The 18562-nt window shown below is 64.3% G+C and carries 17 protein-coding genes; 3 read left to right on the top strand and 14 right to left on the bottom strand.

Translation table 11 applies throughout. The features are described from left to right. Positions 1-15: 15 nt before the first annotated feature. The 3 genes from IGS61_RS26395 to IGS61_RS26385 all read right to left on the bottom strand — a co-directional run bounded on the left by IGS61_RS26395 (position 16) and on the right by IGS61_RS26385 (position 3353). On the bottom strand, positions 16-1554 hold the full coding sequence (locus IGS61_RS26395) for an MFS transporter (RefSeq protein WP_230542296.1): 1539 nt from the start codon (positions 1552-1554) through the stop codon (positions 16-18). A 102-nt stretch (positions 1555-1656) separates the two neighbouring features. Continuing rightward, positions 1657-2577 carry a LysR family transcriptional regulator gene (locus tag IGS61_RS26390; RefSeq protein ID WP_230542295.1) on the bottom strand — a complete coding sequence of 307 codons (921 nt, stop codon included), beginning with the start codon at positions 2575-2577 and terminating at the stop codon, positions 1657-1659. A gap of 77 nt (positions 2578-2654) precedes the next feature. Then, the gene (locus tag IGS61_RS26385) at positions 2655-3353 is read right to left on the bottom strand and encodes a UPF0149 family protein (protein ID WP_077401213.1); all 699 of its coding nucleotides are present in this window, start codon (positions 3351-3353) and stop codon (positions 2655-2657) included. A gap of 103 nt (positions 3354-3456) precedes the next feature. Here IGS61_RS26385 and IGS61_RS26380 point away from each other — a divergent pair, with 103 nt between their 5' ends. Both IGS61_RS26380 and IGS61_RS26375 read left to right on the top strand, forming a co-directional pair. Further along, positions 3457-4470 (top strand): serine/threonine protein kinase, encoded by a 1014-nt coding sequence (locus IGS61_RS26380; RefSeq protein WP_230542294.1) that lies wholly within the window; start codon positions 3457-3459, stop codon positions 4468-4470. A 125-nt stretch (positions 4471-4595) separates the two neighbouring features. Then, entirely contained in the window at positions 4596-7019 is a 2424-nt protein-coding gene (locus IGS61_RS26375) for a hypothetical protein (protein ID WP_230542293.1), read from the top strand. Positions 7020-7058: 39 nt separating this feature from the next. Here the strand turns inward: IGS61_RS26375 and IGS61_RS26370 are convergent, their stop codons facing one another. The 11 genes from IGS61_RS26370 to IGS61_RS26320 all read right to left on the bottom strand — a co-directional run bounded on the left by IGS61_RS26370 (position 7059) and on the right by IGS61_RS26320 (position 17652). Then, complete coding sequence (locus IGS61_RS26370) at positions 7059-8012, bottom strand: hypothetical protein (protein ID WP_230542292.1); 954 nt, start codon at positions 8010-8012, stop codon at positions 7059-7061. A gap of 227 nt (positions 8013-8239) precedes the next feature. Next, positions 8240-8614, bottom strand: a complete 375-nt coding sequence (locus tag IGS61_RS26365; protein WP_046682297.1) for a hypothetical protein — start codon at positions 8612-8614, stop codon at positions 8240-8242. A 33-nt stretch (positions 8615-8647) separates the two neighbouring features. After that, positions 8648-9892, bottom strand: a complete 1245-nt coding sequence (locus IGS61_RS26360) for a TerD family protein (RefSeq protein WP_230542291.1) — start codon at positions 9890-9892, stop codon at positions 8648-8650. Further along, a complete protein-coding gene (locus IGS61_RS26355) occupies positions 9889-10875 on the bottom strand; it encodes an HpcH/HpaI aldolase/citrate lyase family protein (RefSeq protein ID WP_230542290.1) in 987 nt (328 codons plus the stop codon). Before IGS61_RS26355 ends, IGS61_RS26360 begins: the two co-directional genes overlap by 4 nt. Further along, positions 10868-11974 (bottom strand): cysteine protease StiP family protein, encoded by a 1107-nt coding sequence (locus IGS61_RS26350; protein WP_230542289.1) that lies wholly within the window; start codon positions 11972-11974, stop codon positions 10868-10870. Before IGS61_RS26350 ends, IGS61_RS26355 begins: the two co-directional genes overlap by 8 nt. Continuing rightward, positions 11971-12723, bottom strand: coding sequence for an HAD family hydrolase (locus IGS61_RS26345; RefSeq protein WP_230542288.1), 753 nt, complete (start codon positions 12721-12723; stop codon positions 11971-11973). The genes IGS61_RS26350 and IGS61_RS26345 overlap by 4 nt, the downstream gene beginning before the upstream one ends. Further along, on the bottom strand, positions 12701-13858 hold the full coding sequence (locus IGS61_RS26340; protein WP_230542287.1) for a phosphoribosyltransferase domain-containing protein: 1158 nt from the start codon (positions 13856-13858) through the stop codon (positions 12701-12703). The genes IGS61_RS26345 and IGS61_RS26340 overlap by 23 nt, the downstream gene beginning before the upstream one ends. Continuing rightward, entirely contained in the window at positions 13855-14892 is a 1038-nt protein-coding gene (locus tag IGS61_RS26335; protein ID WP_230542286.1) for an ATP-grasp domain-containing protein, read from the bottom strand. The genes IGS61_RS26340 and IGS61_RS26335 overlap by 4 nt, the downstream gene beginning before the upstream one ends. A 96-nt stretch (positions 14893-14988) precedes the next feature. Next, complete coding sequence (locus IGS61_RS26330; RefSeq protein WP_035826041.1) at positions 14989-15705, bottom strand: TIGR00266 family protein; 717 nt, start codon at positions 15703-15705, stop codon at positions 14989-14991. Between the two features lie 187 nt (positions 15706-15892). After that, positions 15893-16468 carry a TerD family protein gene (locus tag IGS61_RS26325; RefSeq protein WP_046682304.1) on the bottom strand — a complete coding sequence of 192 codons (576 nt, stop codon included), beginning with the start codon at positions 16466-16468 and terminating at the stop codon, positions 15893-15895. A 101-nt stretch (positions 16469-16569) separates the two neighbouring features. Then, complete coding sequence (locus tag IGS61_RS26320) at positions 16570-17652, bottom strand: DUF475 domain-containing protein (protein WP_230542285.1); 1083 nt, start codon at positions 17650-17652, stop codon at positions 16570-16572. Between the two features lie 248 nt (positions 17653-17900). Between IGS61_RS26320 and IGS61_RS26315 the strand changes: the two genes are divergently transcribed. Continuing rightward, positions 17901-18326 carry a divergent PAP2 family protein gene (locus IGS61_RS26315; RefSeq protein WP_230542284.1) on the top strand — a complete coding sequence of 142 codons (426 nt, stop codon included), beginning with the start codon at positions 17901-17903 and terminating at the stop codon, positions 18324-18326. The last annotated feature ends 236 nt before the right edge of the window (positions 18327-18562 follow it).

Genomic DNA, 18562 nt, shown 5'->3' with positions numbered 1-18562 from the left:
TTCTTGAAATAAAAGTCAGGCAGCGCGCGGCGGAAAGACGCGCGTCGGCAGGATGGGAATGATCAAAATCATGGCCAGCGCGATGGCGGCGACAATGAGGTACAGGTCGGACGAGGTCAGGGTGACGACTTGCGCATGCATGCGCGCGCTCAAACCAGGACCCAAACCCGCCATGTCCACGGCGGCCGGCAGGTTGCCCAGGCGTTCGCTGAGCACCGTCGAATGAAAATGGTTGCGGCGCGTGATCAGCGCATCGAGCACGCCCGTGGCGACGACGGCCGACATGCCCTTGATGGTGTTGAACCAGGCCGAGGCGAAAGGGCCATCCTGCGGCGCCAGGCCCGTGGTGGCCAGCAGCAGCAAGGGGATCACGGCCATCGGTTGCGCGAAGATCTGCACCGCCTGCAGCAGGTAGAAATGCGTGCGTATCCAGTACGGCGACATGCGCGCACCGAGCACGCAGGACAGGGCCAGCAAGGCCAGGCCGATGGCCAGCACCCAGCGGCAGTCGACGGCGCGGATATTGCACAGGGCGGCCACCAGCGGCAGGGCGATCAATTGCGGCAGCGCCACCATCAGCATCACGGGCGCCGTTTGCAGCGGGCGGTAGGCGTGCACCTGCGCCAGGTAGGACGAGGGAATCAGGATCACGGCCAGCAGCACGAACAGCACGCCGCCTAGGGTCAGCAGGGCATGGCTGAGGTTGCGCCGCGACAGCAGCTGCAGCTTGAAGAACGGCAGCGGGTGCGACCACTCGTTGATGAAAAACAGCACCAGCAGCACGGCGCCGCCGCCCAGCAGCACGCAGATCAGCGGCGAGGCGAACCACGCCAGGCGCTCGCCCTGCAGCAAGCCCACCACCAGCATGCTGATGGCGGGCAGGCCCAGCAGCAGGCCGCGCCAGTCGAATTGACGGAAACGTTCGAGGCGCAGCGGGTCTTGCGGCAAGCCCCAGGACACCATCAGCAGCGCGACGATGCTGCCCGGGACGACTTGCCAGAAGGCCCATCGCCAGCCCAGGTACTCGGTCCAGAAGGCGGCCAGCGGCGTGCCCAGGCTGGGGCCGAAGGTGGCGCTCAGCGCATAGCCGCCCAGGCCATACAGCTTGATGTTCGGCGGCAGGAAGCGCAGCGCCACCGTCATCAGCATGGGCGGCAGGGCGCCGCCGGCCGCGCCCTGCACCACGCGCAGGACGATCAGCACGGACAGGTTCGGCGCGAACGGACACAGCACGCCGGCGGCCATGCAGACGATGATGGCGGCGGCCGTCAGGCGGCGCAGCGAAAAGGTGACGGAGCACCACGGCGCAAATGCCATGGCCGACACCGACGCGGCTGCATACAGGGCGACGAGCCAGCTGGCGTCGTCGCGCGCGATGCCCATGGCGCCGCGGATGTCGGCCAGCGCGACCTTGGTGATGTTTTCATTCAGGCCGGACACCAGCACGGCCAGCAGCACGCCGGCCAGGCCCGTGGCCAGGCGCAGACCGAAAATGGGCGGTGTAGGGGGAGGCGGCGCCGTCGGGACGGCGCCGGGTAGCAGTACAGCGGACACAGGGAACTCCGTGGATGAGAATCAGTCCACGCAGTATAGGTAGCCGTTAATCTTGTGAAAATTGATAATTAATGAAGTCTGAATTGCGTCTGGCGCAATTATTCAGGTGCCAGGGAGTGCGCTGCCGCATAGCTCCTTGATCATCCGCCGCAGCCAGCGGTGCGCATGGTCGTGGTCGAGGCGCGGGTGCCAGGCCTGCATCACGTCGACGCTGTCGACGGGAATCGGCAGCTGGAAGGTGCGCAGTTTCAATCCCAGGCGCTCGACGATGGGCAGCAGGGGCGTGGGCATCAGCGGCAGCAGCAGGCGCGAATCGGCCACGGCGAAGATGGCGGACTGGAAGTTGGGGCTGATCAGCGAAACCCGGCGCATGTAGCCCCGCTCGGCCAGGGCCGTGTCGAACGGGCCGCGCGCCAGGCCGCGCCGCGAGACGCTGATATGTTCGTATTCGGTAAAGCTGTCCAGGTTGACGGGGCCGTCGAAGATCGGGTGGTCGCTGCGGGCAATGCCGACAAAGCCGCTGCTAAACAGCTGCTGCAGCTTGATGTCGGGCGCAAAGGCGCGCCGCGCGCTGATGTACAGGTCGATGCGGCCCGCGTGCAGGGCGTCGTTTTCCGTGGCGCCATCGCCTTCGGGCACGAAGCGCAGCACCGTGTGCGGCGCATGGCTGGCCAGCAGGTCGCGCAGCTTGCCGCCATACGCGCCGACAAACACGTCGTTGGCGCACAGGCTGAAGGTGCGTTCCAGCGTGCGCAAGTCCACTTCGCGGCCGGAAGTGAAGATGGCGTGCGCCTGCTCCACCACGCCGCGCACCTGCTCGCGCAATTCCAGCGCGCGCGGGGTGGGCGCCAGGCCGCGCCCGGAGCGCACGAAGACGGGGTCGCCGATGGCGTCGCGGATGCGCGCCAGGGTGCGGCTCATGGCCGGCGCGCTCAGGTTCATGCGCCGCGCCGCGGCCACGGCGCTGCCTTCCTCGAGCAGGATGTCGAGGGCGACGAGCAGGTTCAGGTCGGGGAGTTTCATGCGGCGATTATAGCCCGGGGGCCAGCGCCAGCGCTGCGCCGGCAGGACGCCGGCGCAGCGGGGATGCTATTGCGGTATTACTCGGCTGCCGGCTCGGCGCCGCAGCATTTCTTGAACTTCTTGCCGCTGCCGCAAGGGCAGTCGTCGTTGCGGCCCACTTTCGGCTCTTCGCGCTTCATGGTTTGCACGGGAGCCTTGCGGCGCGGCACCCAGAAACGGTGGATGGCCGGCAGGTTCGCTTCCAGTTCCTGCGCCAGCTTGTGCGCCTTGACCGGGTCTTCCACCAGTTTCAGCTCTTCTTCCTTGATTTCGTCGGCGCCCAGCAGGTAGATCGGCTGCATCAGCTCGGCCACTTCGGAATCCCAGATTTCGTTCCACGAACCCGGACGCAGTTCCATGCCGTCCCAGAAGCCCCAGCACCAGGCTTCGGCGTCGATCAGGGTCTGGCCTTCGTAGTCGTGTTCGACGAACAGGGCTTCGAATTCCTTCGGCGCCACTTCAAACGTCACCAGCACTTCGTTCATGAAGCGCATGATCAGGTTGACGATGCGCTCTTCTTCCTTGCTGTTCTTGAATTTCGGCGCATCTTCGGCATCTTCGCCCCACACGCGCGGCAACCACTCGGCCGGCATGATCGGTTCCGGGCCGATGGCGACGGCCGTCAGATAGCCGTGCAGCATATCCATGGTCATGGCGTCTTCGGAGCACCGGTCCGACAACAGGAATTGGTCTAATTCGTCGAATTCTTTTTCTGATAATGGCTGTTCGAGTTGCATGGCTTGCTCTTTGATTGAATGTAAGCCGCCAGTATACGCCTTGCGGCGCTTCATCACCGAAGTGTTTGCACCGGCGGCCCGCGCGCGCCTTACAATGTCGCTTATGCACAATGAAAACCAGCCGCACGAGGACGACCGGCCCGTCCATCCCTTTTCCGCACTGAGCCCCGATTGCGTGCTCGACGCCCTCGACAGCGTGGGCTTGCGCGGCGACGGCCGCCTGCTGGCGCTGAACAGCTATGAAAACCGCGTCTACCAGGTGGGCATCGAGGATAGCGCGCCCCTGGTGGCCAAGTTTTACCGTCCCGAACGCTGGAGCGACGCCGCCATCCTGGAAGAACACGCGTTCGTGTCCGAGCTGGTCGAGCGCGAAATCCAGGTGGTGCCGGCGCTGGCCATCAACGGCAGCACCTTGCACCAGTACCAGGGCTTCCGCTTTGCCGTCTTTCCCCGCCACGGCGGCCGCGCGCCCGAGCTGGACGATCCGGCGACCCTGGAATGGATAGGGCGCTTCATCGGCCGCATCCACGCCGTCGGCGCGCTGTCCGCCTACAAGGAACGCCCGGCCCTCGATCACCAGACGTTTGGCGTCGAACCGCGCGAATTCTTGCTGGAAGGTAATTTTTTGCCGCCCGAACTGCTGGCCGCCTATTCCAGCGTGGCGCAGCAGGCGCTCGACGGCGTCAAGCGCTGCTACGACCGCGCGGGCGATGTGGCCGTGCTGCGCACGCACGGCGATTGCCATGGCGGCAACGTGCTGTGGACGGACGCCGGCCCCCATTTCGTCGATTTCGACGACAGCCGCATGGGTCCGGCCATCCAGGACCTGTGGATGATGCTGTCGGGCGAGCGCGGCGACCAGGTGCGCCAGATGAGCGACATCCTGGCCGGCTATGAAGATTTCTGCGATTTCGACCCGCGCCAGCTGTACCTGGTCGAAGCGCTGCGCACCCTGCGCCTGATCCATTATTCGGCCTGGCTGGCGCGCCGCTGGGACGATCCCGCCTTCCCCGTCGCCTTCCCGTGGTTTAACACGCAGCGCTACTGGCAGGACCGCATCCTGGAATTGCGCGAACAGGTGGCCTTGATGGACGAAGCGCCGCTCTGGCCCATTTGACCTAAACGTGGGAAAAGGGCGGTAAACGTCCTTCTTCTTGCCGCGCTGATTTGTGCATGCCTGTTCGATAATGGTGGTAATAAATTCCCATAAGCAACGGAATTCACCCGAATAAGCGAGAAATCATGCAAGCACAGCAAAATCAGCGCCAGGCCGCCTCCCTCACCGTCGCGTATTCCGCCGACGACGAGTTCGACCAGGACAGCATGGTCTCGCTGCATGATTTCAAGGACCTGGAGCGCAAGGCGGAAGCGCCGGCTGTCGCCATCACGCCCGAACCGCAAGCCGAGCCGTCAGCCGAAGCCGACATCAAGGCGCCCGCCGCCGAACGCCAGAAAATGGAATTGAAAGCCATCCACGAGGCGATTGCCCGCGTGGAAGCGGAAGCGAAGGCCACCTGCGCCGCCGAGAGCCGCGCGCTGGCCGAGGCGCGCGTGCGCTCGCTGGCCGAGGACCGCGCCGCCATCGACGCGGCCGCCGCCGCCGCCGCGCAGCAGAATGCGCAGGCCGCCGAAGAGGCGATTGCCGCCAACCGTGAACGCCTGGACACCATGCGCGCCGCCGCGCAAGCCAGCGTGGCCCGCCTGGAAGCCGTCAAGCAGGAAACGGCCGAACTGCGCGCCCGCGTGGAATCCGATAATGAAATCCGCCTGGCCGCCGAACAGCGCGCCCGCGCCGAGCAGGAAAGCCGCTTGCGCGCCAGCGAGCAGGTGGCGGTGCAGTCGGAACTGGCCGAGCAGGCCGCCCGCGCCGCCGAGGAATTGCAGGTGCAGACGGAGCAGGCGCGCCTGCAGGCCGTCGAGCGCGTCGCCGCCGTGCAGGCGGCCAAGGAAGAAATGGTGGGCATCGCCTCGGCCGATGCCCGTGTCGCCGTGCTGGCCCGCGAACGCGAGCGCCACGCCCACGGCGCGCGCCAGACGGCGCAGATGCTGGCCGAAGCGGAAAGCGAAGCGCTGGACTTGACGGTGCAGCGCGAGCGCGCCGACCAGATCGCGCTGGAATCGGCCTTCAACCGCGCCGCCGCCGAAGTGCGCGCCCTGGAAGAAGCGCGCGCGCTGGCGCACCTGGAGCAGGAACGCGAAGCCATCGCCCTGGCGCAGGCGGAATCGGAACGCCATGCGGCGCAATCGCTGCGTTTGCGCCTGCAGACGGAAAAGGAATTGCGCGACGCGGCCATCCACCGCGAGCGCCTGGAAATGGTCGCCGTGGCCAGCGCGCAGGCGCGCCGCGATGCCGACGTGCGCATCCTGGCCGCCACCGAGGCGCGCATCGAGGTGGACCGCCAGCTGCGCGCCGTGGCGCTGGCCCGCGTGACCGCCGAACAGGACGCGGAAATCGCCGGCCACGCCAAGCTGGAAGCGGAAACGGCCGCACTGGAACAGACCAAGGCCCGCGAAGCGGCCGAGCAGGCAGCCGCCGTGGCGGCAGCCCGCGAACTGGAAGAACAGCAGCGCGCCGCCAGCCTGGCGCAGGAACGCGCCGGACTGGCGCGCCAGGCGTCGGAACTGGCCGCCAGCCAGAACGAAGCCGAGCAGGCCGAAGTCGATGCCGGCAAGGCGACTTTGGCCGCGCAGGCGCAGGCAGCGCAACTGGCGCAGGAAAAAGCACGGCAGGCGGAGCAGCTGCAGCAGGCGGAGCAGGAGCGCCTGGCCGCCGAGCAGGCCGCCATCGCCGCCCTGAAAGAAAAACTGGAAGCGGAAGCGCTGGCGTGCAACGCGGCGCAGGAGCGCATCGCCGCCGAAGGTGCGCAAGCGGAACTGCTGCGCGGCCAGCACGCCGCCGAACAGGCTTTGCGGGAAGCGGCGCAAAAGGAAGCCGACGCCATCCGCATCCTGATGGACCAGGCGCTGGTCGAAGGCGAAAAAAAGGCCGCTGCCGCGCAAGCCGTGCAGGCGCAGGCGCGCCTGGCCGTGGAGCTGGGACAAGTACATAGCGAGCGCGCCCGCGTGGAAGAAGACAAGGCGCAAGCTGCCGAAGCGCTGCTGGCATCCGAGCGCGATTTCGTCGCGGCCGAGCGCGAGTCGCTGGCCCTGATCGCGCAAAAACTGGTGCAGCAGCGCCAGACGACGGCCGCCGAGGAACGCGCGTCGAACGCCATCGCCGGCCGCCTGGAAGCGGAAAAGCAGGCGACGGCGGCAGCCGAAGCGCGCGCCGGCATGGAACAGCAGGCGCTCGACGCCATGCGCCAGCGCGAACAGCTGGAACTGGCTGCGCAGCAGGCCGCCAGCGAGAAACTCGACGCGCAGCAAGCCTTGCTGGCCAGCGCGCAAGCCCATGCTGCCCTGCAGCGCAAGGCGGCCGACACGACGCGCGCGATGGCCGAGGCCAAGCAGCAGTTGCTGGAACGGGACACGGAGCGCGCGCAGCAGCAGGAGCGCGAACTGGCGGCCCTGCGCGCCAGCCTGGAGCAGCCGCAAACCGTCTTTTCCAGCTCCTTGAGCGCCGCCCGCGCGAAAGCCGAACAGGTGAGTTCGGCCAGTCTGACGCGCGAAGTGATCGAGCGCCTGACGCAGCCGAATGACGCGGGAGCCGTCTGGCGTTCACGTTAACAGAATTCGGAACCAGTCCCACCGGGACTTGTTCCGCCATCAAAACTTCCGTCCCACCCCCACCAAAATCACATCCGCATCGCGGTGATAATCGGTGATGACCCGGTTCCACGCCACGTGCGCCACCCAGCGGCGGTCGACGTGGTAGCGGGCCACGGCTGACAGCAAGCCCGTCAGGCGCGTGCTGTGGCCCTGGGTGTCGCGGCCGTCCCATGCCAGGTAGGGGCCGCCGCCCATGCCGAATTCCACCTTTTCATTGAGCGAACGGATCAGCCATAGCTGGGCGGCCACGCCGCGCCGGTGCGCCAGGTCCGTGTCGCCTTCGTCGAGGGCGGTGACGGTCCAGTCCACGTATTTTCCCGCCGCGCGCCGGTATTCCAGGGTGAACGGGCGCGAGGACTCCGAGCGCAAGCTGTTGACGATGGTGTGGCCCGTCGAGACGGTCAAGGTGTCGTCGTGCGCCCAGTTCTGCAAGTGCAGCTTGGCGCCCGGCACGCCGTCATAGCGGTAGCCCGCGCCGATCAGCAGGTGCGTGGTGTTGTCCTTGCCGTCGGGCTTGATGCGGTTGAGCTGTGCCTGCGCATACCAGCGGTTGTCGAACTGCCAGCGCGCCTGCAGGCTGACGATGGAACCCCAGCCATGGTCATTGTCGAAATTGTGCAGGCCGTCGTCGGTCCTGACCGTATCGAAGAAAAAATAGCGGCCCGCGCCGGCGCCCAGCATCAGCCCCTGCTCCACCTTTTTCGTGCGCAGCCAGAACTGGCCCGCCATGCCGTCGCGGTGATGGTCTTGCGGATGGCCCTCATTGATGTAGGACAGGCTCATGGCGTTGTAGTCGCCCACCGGCTGCGTGTAGCTGACGGCGGCGACAAAGGTGCGCTCATTGGTCGAACTGACTTTCAGGGCGCCGGCCATGCCGGAGATATCCTGTGCCTGGGCGGACAGGGGGAGCGAGGCGGCCAGCAAGGCCAGGGCGGCGGGGCGTATGCGCATAGTATTTCCGGTCGTGGTGATGCTCGCTAACGGCGGGCTGGCTGGACGTACTGCGCTAGCGCAAGCATTGTGTGTTTTTACTACACGAATGAACAGTTCCAGTCAGAACTAATTGCGATAGTGTATAAGAAAGCGGGAATGTGTGAGGCGCGCCATGCGGCTGGAGAGCGGGGAGGGGCGCCGGCACGAGTATGGCTGGCCGGCGCGGTACTGCTGGAATGACGGTATTACTGACTCAGGACGACTTTATCGGCAAAATATTCCGTCTCGCCGAAGCATTGCGTGGGCACGCCCTTGTGCTGGCTGTAGGTGACGAGGATGCGCTTGCCGGCCGCGGCCGTCAACTGCTTCGCCACTTCCTCGTCGCGCACGCTGAACTGGAATTTTTCCGGGATGGTACCGGGCAGCGCCGTCAGCAGCAATTCACCCTCCCACGTCTTGCAAATCCAGCCCCGCTTGGAGAACTTTTGCAGGTAGCCCGCCCGTTCGCCTTCCGAGTACGAGAAGCTCAGGGCCATCCACGTGTAGGCTGCCAGCAGCAGGAAGCCGGCCACGAGGAAGATGGCGAAGGCGAAGGTGACTTTTTTGGTCGTAGGGGTCATGTTAAGGGGTGAATTGTTTAGTTGGAGAAAGAGTTAGTCTTTCCGGCCGGCTTTCCAGTTCAGGCCAAAGTTATATCTTTCATCCATGGCCTGGTGCGCCGTGATTTTACCTTGGCCACCGAAGTATTCCACCAATTTTGTCACCTGCAGGTTGCCGCCGTGGTTTTCCAGCATGGCGATGGCGCACATGGCGTGCTGGCTGTCGCTGTCGAGGCGCACTTCCACCGTCGGCTGGCCCGGGATCTCGATCGTCACGACGCCATCCGTGGCGGCCCAGTTCGGCACGCCCTCGTAGATGAAGGCGTAGACGAGCACGCGCTTGATCTGGTCGAAATGGGTGCCGTTGATGAAGATGTTTTCGCCGCTGCTGACGCTGCCCGTGCGGTCGTCGCCTTCCAGGTGGATGTACGGCGGGCGGTCGTAGGCGCCCCAGCTGTTGCCCAGCGCCTGCACGGCGCTCTTGGCGCCATTGCTCATTTCGAACAGGCAGCCGATGTCGAGGTCGATGCCGCCCGAACGGCCGGCCGGCTTGTTGAACAGTTTGCCGAGGAAGCCCGTGTCCAGTTTCGAGGCGGGCGCCTGGCCTTGCGACGCATTCTGGTTCCAGTTCAGGTTGACGCGGATGCGGCCATAGCCGCCGCTGTCGCGCTTGTCGAGCGAGATCTTGTCGCCGCGTTTTTCCAGGCGGATCTTCGACAGCGAGATTTTATTCGCCGCTGGCGGGGCCGCTGGCGCCGGCGCAGGCACGGGAGCCGGCGACGGAGAAGATTGCGCTGCCTCGCTGCCGCCGAAGTGCTTCAGCAGCGCCGCCAGGCCGCCCGCGAAACCCTGGCCCACGGCGCCGAAGCGCCAGCTGCCGTCGCGGCGATACAGTTCGCCGATGATGACGGCTTTTTCGTCCTGGAAGTCCGTGCCCGTGAAGGCAAACGTGGCGGCCTGGCCCAGCGCCATGCTGGAGTTGCCCAGCGCGCGCATGCTGCCCTGTTCCGTCGCCGCCGTAAACACCAGCTTGTCGATCGAGGCGGGCAGGCGGGAAAGGTCGACCTGGAAGGTGGAGCGGGGGCCGTTCAAGTCCACCGTGACGGCATTGTCCGGCGCGCTTTTCTGGTTGTAGAACACCATGTAGCGGTCGTCCGACAGCTTGCCGGCCGCATCGACGCCGAAGCAGCTGACGTCCACTTCCATCGAGCCGGAAACGATATCGAGGGTGACGGCAAACGGGCCGTTCAAGCCCAGGTCCGCCAGTTTGCCTTTTTGTCCGCGTGTGAAATTGGTCATGGTCGTGCAATCCCTTCGTCGCTTGAGAGTTGAGTCAATGAGATAGTCGGCAGGTGCGGGGCGGCGTTGTCGGCCGCGTGGCGGATGCCGAACAGGCGCGCCTGCTCGATGATGCGCAGGGCCCAGCTGCTGTGCGTGGCCACTTCGCACATCGATTCCTGCATGCGGAACACGGCCGGGCTGTCCGGGTCGATGATGCGCAGCGCCAGTTCGATGTCCGACTGCGCCACCTGGTAGTGGCGCTCGATCTGCGGCACCTGGTCAGGGTGGATGGCCGTCTTGGCGATCATGCCGTGCGCCATGTCCTGCGCCACTTCGGCGTCGAGCCAGCTGCCCTGCGACAGGTGCTCGAAGACGGGCGCCGTCAGCTGGAATCCGTGCGGCTTGAAGATCGTCACCAGGCGGCCGATGACCTGCCCCAGCGGCGTCTGGTAGATGGTGCCGCTGGTGGGGCGGCGCAGGCCCAGCAGGGCCAATAAATCGTTGCCGCCGATGCGCAGGGCCAGGATGCGGCGCCGCACTTCCGGCGCCGACAAAATGATGCGGAACTGCTTCATTTCCTCGTCGTCGAACACTTCCGCCGTTTCCAAGGTCGGCATCAGTAAATGATGCGTGTGGCGCACGAGGTCGAAATACGCGGCGAAATTGTGGCGCGTCGATTTCGGCAGCACGAAGCCGCTCAACTTGTCGGCGCCGGGCATGGCCAGCACGCGCGCCAGCACCTCGAGGTTACGCACGCGCACGAAGCGCAAGGTATCCGATTCGTCGGCCATGTTTTGCAGCGCCAGCGACAGGTTGAACAGCGCGTAACTGAGGTCGCGTTCCGCGATGGCGTCTTCGGTGCAAAGGATGACCGAACGCAAATGGCTGAATTTGTCGCCATTGGCGATCGCCAGCAAGTCCTTGTGCGTGGTCGGCACATACATGGAGGCGCCCAGCGCCGCTTTATGCTCACTTTGTGGGTGTAGGGAGTTGTTATCCATCGACTGCGCTCCTGATAAGGGCGACCGCCTGGTAAGGCAGTGCCGGTTCTACTGTAATGGGTATGGCTTTTTCCTGCGCCAGAAGCAGCAAATGTGCCACGTCCGGCGCATTCGTGTCGCGCACGATCAGGCGCTCGGGCACGCGGCGCAGCAGCACGCGCGTCGCTTCGCCGATGCCTGGCTTGATCAGATTGATGTCGCTGATGCCGTATTGCTGCTGCGCCGCCGCCATGTAGGCTTGCGAGCGGGCCGCCATGGCTGGCGCGTCGCTCGCTTCGGCCAGCGGGATGCCGCTGCTGGCGGCAATCGCCATGGCGTCGGCCACCAGGCCGTCGGCGAAAGCGCGCGACTGGTCGTGCTGCTCGAACTGCGCGTAGTACACGCAGCCGTGGAAGTCGCCGGGGCCGATGGCTTCATTGAGTACGGAGCGGCTCACCAGGCCCGAGACGGTGGCGTTCAGGATGCTCGACGGGATCAGGTAGTCGCTGGCCGAGGCGGCGCAGGCGGCCGTGCCGGCCAGGTCGGACAGCACGAACAGGCCGCCGTCTATCGCCGTGCCATTGGCCGCGTTGAAATCGTGGACCGTCTGGCGCAGTTCGCGCGAAATCACGCCCTTGCCCGTCCAGCCGTCGACGAAGACGAGGGATTCAGCTGCATGGCCCTGCGCCAGGATGTGCTTCAAAGCGTTCGCATCGATGCCGCGGTCGCGGATGATGGAGACGGAATAGTGGCTGCATGCGCGCTGGAATACCTGGCGCAGCAAGTGGCCCAGGATGACGCCCACGGGCGTGCCGGCGCGCGCCAGCGACACCAGGGTGATGGGCCCCGCGCGGCGCGCCGCGATCAGGGCGGCCAGGCGCAGACAGTCGCGCGCCATCTGCAGGCGGTTGGCGGAAAATGCGCTCTGGAACAGGGCCAGGTAGGCGGGCGAGGGCAGGGACTCCGGCGACAGCATTTCACTGTAGTGGCGCTGGCCCGACTGGATCAAACGCTCCTTTTCGGCCAGGTCGAGAATCGGTTCGAGCGCCATCGGCGTGAGCAGAAACTCCACGTCTTCCTGGCGGTAGCTGCCGCTGAAATGCTGCGTGTCTTGCGTCATAGCGCCGCCACCGTGAGTGCCGCCAGCTGGGTGCCGTTGGGGATGATGGCGTAGTCGCAGGCGGCCATGAAGCGCGCGTCCGAGCGGCTGTCGCCCATGCCGAAGCTGACGATGGGGCCATGTTCGGCTTCCAGTTCCGCGCGCAGGTAAGCCACGGCGCGCGCCTTGTTCAAGGTTTTTGGCAGCACGGCCAGGTTGTTGCCGTTGCGGTGGATGAAGTAGTCGCTGCCTTCCGTGGCGATCCACTGCTGCAGCACTTGCTCTTCGATGTCGGCCAGGCGCTCGCCGCGTGCTTCATGGTCCTTGACGACGATGTAGAACGGCGTGTTGTAGTCCTCGATCAGGCGCGCGCGCGAAGGCATGCCCGTCTTGATTTGAAAATCGTCGATGATGCGCATGGCGTCCCGCAGGCCGGGCAGCGCCGTCTGCATGTCGTTCTGCATCAGGGCCAGCCAGCCCGCGTCGAGCGCGCCGCCTGGCTGCAGCACGATGCCGCCGTAATCGAGCACGCTGTAGCTGGTAAACGGCAGGTCGACACGGCGGAAGGCGTCGCCATTCCTCGCCGTGGCGGGGATCAGGGTCATGCCGCTTTGCGCGAAATCAAAGAAGGCGCGCTGGCGTGCCGTCGTAAACGAGCAGGCGTCGCCATTTTTCAGATAGGCGGCCGGCTGCAGGTCGGTCTCGCCGGGGCATTTTTTCGGGGTCTGGAACAGTGTGTCGTCCAGATCAACAAACAGGAATTTCTTCAATTTGGGTCTCTGACTGAAAGTGGAACAGGCGGCCATTCAACTGGCCGGCGAGTTGCATGAGGGCCGGGCTGGCCGGGGTTTCATGGCAGATGAACACGTGCTGGTACTGGCCAGGCGCCACGTTGTACAGGTAATTGGCGATGCCTTCGCCGTAATTGTCGTCGCAGTGGACGATATGGCCGACGGAGCCCCACGACAAAATGGGCGAGCGCGTGGTCGATTGCACCACCACGTTCTTGCCCAGCGCTTCGAGCTCGCGCGCCAGCAAAAACGACGGGTGCATGAATTCGCCCGTGCCCAGCACCAGCACGGAGTCGCCGGCGCCGATCTCCTGCGCCAGCTGCACCGCCAGGCCTTGCGGCGGCGCCAGCGCGCGTCCCACGCCGATGCGCCCGAAGGCGGAGCTGGCGCCCCGTTCTGCATTCGCCTCGAAGCGCTGCGCGCTGGCCGCTACCGGAGCAGGCGCAGCGCCTGCCTGGAAGGCGTACTGGCCGGACAGCGCCGCGCCGATGGTGGTGGGCAGGCCGAAACGCTCACTCAAGCCCGCGTTGGCGGCCTGGCCCATGAAATTGGTGATCACGCCCAGGTGCAGCTTTTCCAGCTGCGGATAGCGCGCGCGGCACACTTGCACCAGGTTGGCGAAGGTGTTGCCGGTTGACGCTTCATCGTCGATCAGCACCAGGCTGCGCGCCGTGGAAAACAGGGCGCTGGCCGTGTCCGACAAGTGTAAGAACTGGCGCGGCGCGTGGCTGTGCGATTCCTCGAATTCGAAGAAGGGCACCGTGCCCACGCGGTAGCGCGAGCTGTGCAAAAACAGCGCTTTTCCATTCGGGTTGGCGCGCAGCCACGCCTCGAACACGCCCTGGCCCAGGCCGACGGCTGTTTCCGCCATGGCGATGAAGACGACGGGACCGGGCAGGCTGGGGGGGATTTGCGCGGCCAGGTCGTCGTGGATGGCTTGCATGGCGCGCGGCGTGACGGGCCAGTGCTTGCCCAGCACCTTGGACAGGAACAAAAAGCCCCGTTTGGCGTTGGCGCGCGCGGCAAAGCCGATCAGCCAGTCCAGCGGAAAGCGCGCCTCGTCCACCTTCAGGGTCAGCTCGCCCGTGGGCATCTGCTGCTTGACGAGGTTCATGGCAGCTCCACGGCGCAGGCGGCTTCGCCTACGCGCATGCCTTCGCGGATGGCGGGCACGGCGAGCTTGTCAAAGCCCTGGTCGAAGCCGGCCAGCGCCAGGTAGGGCAGGTTGGGGCCGGCCGCGCACGCCATGCCGATGCCGCCCGACATGCGCGGGTTGATTTCCAACAAAGCCAGGCCGTTCGCGCCTTCGCGGAACTGGATGTTGAAGACGCCGTTCAGACGGTAGTCGCGCGCCAGCTTGTCGCAGGCGGCCAGCAGGTCGTCGCGCAGTTCGATCAGCTGGCCGCTGCCGCCTCCATGCAGCTTTTTGCGCGGCACGGCGCAAACGAGCTTGCCCTGGTCGGCGACGCAGTCGGCGCTGTATTCGTGGCCGTCAAGGTATTCCATCAGCAGCAGGGTTTTAAATGTACCCATCTGCGCCAGGCCGTTGCGCAGCTCTTGCGCATTGATCTGATACGCGGCGCCGGCCAGCAACAGCTGGGCGCTGGTGCGCTCTTCATCGAGAATGGCAAAGCCCAGCGCATACACGGATTCGGACGGTTTGATGCACAGCTTGCGATGCAGCGGGCGCAGTTCGGCGTAGGCGGCGTCGTATTCCGCGATGGTGGTCACGGCGCGGTAGTCGGCCGGGCGCGCCATGGGCAGGTCGAGGCCTTCGCAGAAGCGCGCCTTGTCGTGCATCAAGGTCAGTGTCTCTTCGCTGGCCACGCTGAGCACGCGCGTGCCGATGGCGGCGAAGCGCGCGCTGGCGCTGCCGATCAGGCCCGCTTCCTTGCCGGGCCAGAAAATCGTGATATCGCGCTCGCGGCAAAATTCCAGGCACCACTCGACATAATTGTGGCCCGTCAGTCCCGACGGTTCGACCACATATTCGTGGGCCGACAAAAAGGCGGCCGCATGCGCATTCGTATTGCTGCACACGATGTGATAGCGCGGCGCGCCATTGGTCGCGGCAATATCGGCTTCGCGGATCAGGCGCATGGCCGTGCCGACCGAGGAAAATGTTTTGTTGAACCAGACTCTTTGCATGTACGGGGGACCGGGTAAAGAAAGGGGAAGCCGCGCGCAGGTGCGCGCGCGGGCAGTGTAGCCAGAAAAACTTAACCTGGCCTTATAGAGAGGGAATCAGCCGGCCTTGCCGCTGGCCGTCCATTTGAGGAAGGCATCGCGGTTGCGCGAGCAGATGAACACCTTGCCCGAGCCGGAAAAGCGCAGCACGATGCCTTCGCCGCTGGTCACGCTGTTGACGATATTGCCGAGGAAGCCGCCGATGCCGCCGCCGCTGGCACCGCCGCCCGTGGTCACGGAAATCTCGTATTTCAGGCTGTTGTCCCAGCACACCACGTGGGAATTGTCGATCACGACGTCCTTGCCCGGTTCGACGTCGAGCTGGAACATGGAGCCGAAGCCCGACACCACCACTTGCCCCGTGCCGGCCGTCTCCATGACGAAGAAGCCGCCCGACTGCGCGAACAGCGCGTTGCCGATGCTTTGCGTGCGCACTTTCATTTCCGTGCCCGAGGTGGCGGCGACAAAGGCGCCGTCGTTGAGCAGGTACTGGCGCGCGCCCACGTCGACCACTTCGATGGCGCCCGGCAGGGTGGGCGAGAGCAGGCAGTCGCCGCTGCCGCGCACCGCTTCGATATGCTGCTGGAAGAACGATTCGCCGTTGGCGAAGCGGCGCATGATGGCGCTGCCCAGGCCGCCCGTCATCTTGCCCTTCAAATCGAGCGCCGTTTCCATCATCACCATCGCATCGGATTCGCAATAGATGGTTTCGCCCTGCTTCATGCTGACGTGGAGGAAGGGATCGACGTCGCCCGTGACACTAAATACTGGCATGATAAATCTCCAAAAAAAAGCCGCCTGAACTGTGCAGGCGGCATTAATGATATGACATTAAGATAATTCACCTCGGAAAACCGTAGCGAGCAAGCTCGATTTCGGGTTAAGTCGCGCAGCTGTACGGAGGTACAGCGAGCAACGCAGGCCCGAAAGTGAGCGGCGCAGTAGGTTTAACGAGCGTGAATTAGGCGTTGACGCCGAAAGAACGGGCGAGGGGGCCCAGGCCGCCGTTGAAGCCCTGGCCGATGGCCTTGAACTTCCATTCGCCGTTGTAGCGGTAGATTTCGCCAAAGATCATCGCCGTTTCCGTCGAGCTGTCTTCGGACAGGTCGTAGCGGGCGATTTCTTTTTCGCCTTCCGCGTTCAGGCAGCGGATGAAGGCTTTCGAGACCATGCCGAAGTTCTGGCGGCGGGCGTCGGCGTCGTGGATGGTGACGGTGATGCTGATGCGGTCGATGTCAGCCGGCACGCGGGTCAGGTCGATTTCGATGCGCTCATCGTCGCCTTCGCCTTCGCCCGTCGTGTTGTCGCCCGTGTGCACGACGGAGCCGTCGGTCGACTTCAGGTTGTTATAGAAGATGAAGTCAGAGTCGCCACGGACTTTGCCGTCGCTTTTCAGGAGGAAAGCGCTACCGTCAAGGTCGAAGGTGGCGCCGTCCGTCGAACGAGGATCCCAGCCGAGGCCGACGATGATCTTCTTCAGGTTCGGTGCTTCCTTGCTCAGGTTGACGTTGCCGCCTTTTTGCAAACTGATTGCCATGTGGTGCTCCTTAAAAAATTAAACTCGATCATGCATTCATGGGATGAGCGCATGAGACGCTCGTGCCATTACTCTCTCAATTGGGGGCGGAACCCCCGATTTCAAGCTTGTGCCGCGTGCCGTTTGCGATAACGCAAGGACGACCACAGCGAGACCAGGATGAAGGCCACGCCCGACAGGCCCGTGAACCACTCCGGAATATGGTACTTGACGGACGCCAGCATGATCAGGGCGAGGATGCCGATCGCATAGTGGGCGCCGTGCTCGAGGTAGACGAATTCGTCCAGCGTGCCCTTGTGCACCAGGTACACCGTCATCGAGCGCACGAACATGGCGCCGATGGCCAGGCCCAGCATGATGATGACGACGTCGTTGGTGATGGCGAACGCGCCGATCACGCCGTCAAAGCTGAACGAGGCATCCAGCACTTCCAGGTACAGGAAGCCGCCGATACTGCCGCGCGCCACCGTTTTTACCAGGTCGCCATTGCCGTTTTTGGCCGGTGCGGCGCCTTCTTCCTCGTCATCCTGCAAGTCCGGTTCGCCTTCTTCCAGCAAGCCGCTGATCCAGTTCACGCCGATGTAGACGGCGATGCCGACGATGCCCGAGGCGAGCACGCTGTACTTGGCTTCCGCGGGGCCCATCGCCACGCAGGCGGCCACGGCGCCCATGGTGATCAGTACGGCCAGGCTTTCCGTGCCCAGCGCGTTGACTTTTTCCTCGGCCCAGCCCAGCCAGTGCAATTCTTTCTCGTCGTCGAACAGGAAGTTCAGGAACACCAGCAGCAGGAAGGCGCCGCCGAAGGCCGCCACTTGCGCATGGTTGTCCGTCAGGTGCTTGGCATACACATCGGGCGTGGTGGTGGCCATGGTCCACACGTCGACCAGGCCCAGGCCTGTGGCGACGGAAACGATGACCAGCGGGAACAGCAGCCGCATGCCGAAGACGGCCACGAGGATACCGACCGTCAAGAACAGTTTTTGCCAGAATTCATTCCAGTGGCGCAAGACCGAGGCATTCACCACGGCATTGTCGAACGACAGCGATACTTCCATGACGCCCAGCACGCCCGTGATCCACAGGGCATTGATCAGGCCGGACATGCCGCCATGGCTGTAGCCCCACCAGCCCGACACTGCCATCAGGATAAAAGTGACTAAAAAGGAAATTCTGAAATGCCGCATGAGTACCCCGTTGCAAGTATGAAAGACGTTTGATTATCCGCGCCGCTGTGCGCGCCGCACTCAGTGTTGATATACGTCAATTGTTGTATATGCCATGATTTTATATTAGTTGCCGCCGGGGGCGGCGTTTTATAGGCCGACGACCGACAGTTCTGCTGGCGCGGATGATCTGCGATAATTGCGGCGCGCCCATCCGGCTGCCGCAGTCTCTTGCATACTCTCTACATATATATAAGAAGGAATACCCCGTGGATATCGCTTACCTCGTCACGCCCCTGATCACCTGGATCCTGGTCGGACCGATCAAATTTCTGATCAACAGTGTCCGCACGCGGCAATGGGCGTTCGGCCTGGTCGGCAATGGCGGCTTTCCCAGCAACCATAGCGCCGTCGTTTCCAGTATGGCAACCCTGATCGCCTTGCGCGAAGGCATAGGCCATCCGGCCTTCGGCGTGGCCGTGACCCTGGCCTTCATCGTCATCATCGATGCCAACAGCCTGCGCCAGCACGTGGGCAAGCAGGCGGCGGCCATCAACCGCCTGGCGGGGGAGGCGGTCAGCGCCGCACACAAGACCTTGCGCGAGCGCATGGGGCATACCCTGGTGGAAATCGCCGGCGGCCTGTGCACGGGCGTGGCGATCGGTTTCCTGATCAATTCCGTGTTTGCCCGCTAAGCATTTTTTTCCTGAAACACAAAACCCCGCTTCAAGGCGGGGTTTTGCGTTTCAGGGCGTAAAAACTACGTTTCATCCATTGATTAAAGCATTACAGGAAACCGCCGATTGACATGCCCAGACGCGCTCATGGATACTTTGGCGCTTGTGGTTTTAATAAAAATAAATGCCTGCCATCGCTTGCCGGCCCTATCCGGGCCATCGGGACGGTCGTGGCGCTATCTATCCGGAGAATT

Source organism: Janthinobacterium sp. FW305-129 (assembly GCF_020858115.1).
Classification (GTDB): domain Bacteria; phylum Pseudomonadota; class Gammaproteobacteria; order Burkholderiales; family Burkholderiaceae_D; genus Janthinobacterium.
The sequence above is the reverse complement of the archived record's forward strand: the minus strand, read 5'-3'. Positions and strand labels throughout refer to the sequence as shown.

Bases quoted from the DNA above. Each gene is read 5' to 3' on its own strand.
- IGS61_RS26390 (WP_230542295.1), bottom strand. From the start codon at position 2,577: ATGAAACTCCCCGACCTGAACCTGCTCGTCGCCCTCGACATCCTGCTC.
- IGS61_RS26385 (WP_077401213.1), bottom strand. From the start codon at position 3,353: ATGCAACTCGAACAGCCATTATCAGAAAAAGAATTCGACGAATTAGAC.
- IGS61_RS26380 (WP_230542294.1), top strand. From the start codon at position 3,457: ATGCACAATGAAAACCAGCCGCACGAGGACGACCGGCCCGTCCATCCC.
- IGS61_RS26375 (WP_230542293.1), top strand. From the start codon at position 4,596: ATGCAAGCACAGCAAAATCAGCGCCAGGCCGCCTCCCTCACCGTCGCG.
- IGS61_RS26370 (WP_230542292.1), bottom strand. From the start codon at position 8,012: ATGCGCATACGCCCCGCCGCCCTGGCCTTGCTGGCCGCCTCGCTCCCC.
- IGS61_RS26365 (WP_046682297.1), bottom strand. From the start codon at position 8,614: ATGACCCCTACGACCAAAAAAGTCACCTTCGCCTTCGCCATCTTCCTC.
- IGS61_RS26360 (WP_230542291.1), bottom strand. From the start codon at position 9,892: ATGACCAATTTCACACGCGGACAAAAAGGCAAACTGGCGGACCTGGGC.
- IGS61_RS26355 (WP_230542290.1), bottom strand. From the start codon at position 10,875: ATGGATAACAACTCCCTACACCCACAAAGTGAGCATAAAGCGGCGCTG.
- IGS61_RS26350 (WP_230542289.1), bottom strand. From the start codon at position 11,974: ATGACGCAAGACACGCAGCATTTCAGCGGCAGCTACCGCCAGGAAGAC.
- IGS61_RS26340 (WP_230542287.1), bottom strand. From the start codon at position 13,858: ATGAACCTCGTCAAGCAGCAGATGCCCACGGGCGAGCTGACCCTGAAG.
- IGS61_RS26335 (WP_230542286.1), bottom strand. From the start codon at position 14,892: ATGCAAAGAGTCTGGTTCAACAAAACATTTTCCTCGGTCGGCACGGCC.
- IGS61_RS26330 (WP_035826041.1), bottom strand. From the start codon at position 15,705: ATGCCAGTATTTAGTGTCACGGGCGACGTCGATCCCTTCCTCCACGTC.
- IGS61_RS26325 (WP_046682304.1), bottom strand. From the start codon at position 16,468: ATGGCAATCAGTTTGCAAAAAGGCGGCAACGTCAACCTGAGCAAGGAA.
- IGS61_RS26320 (WP_230542285.1), bottom strand. From the start codon at position 17,652: ATGCGGCATTTCAGAATTTCCTTTTTAGTCACTTTTATCCTGATGGCA.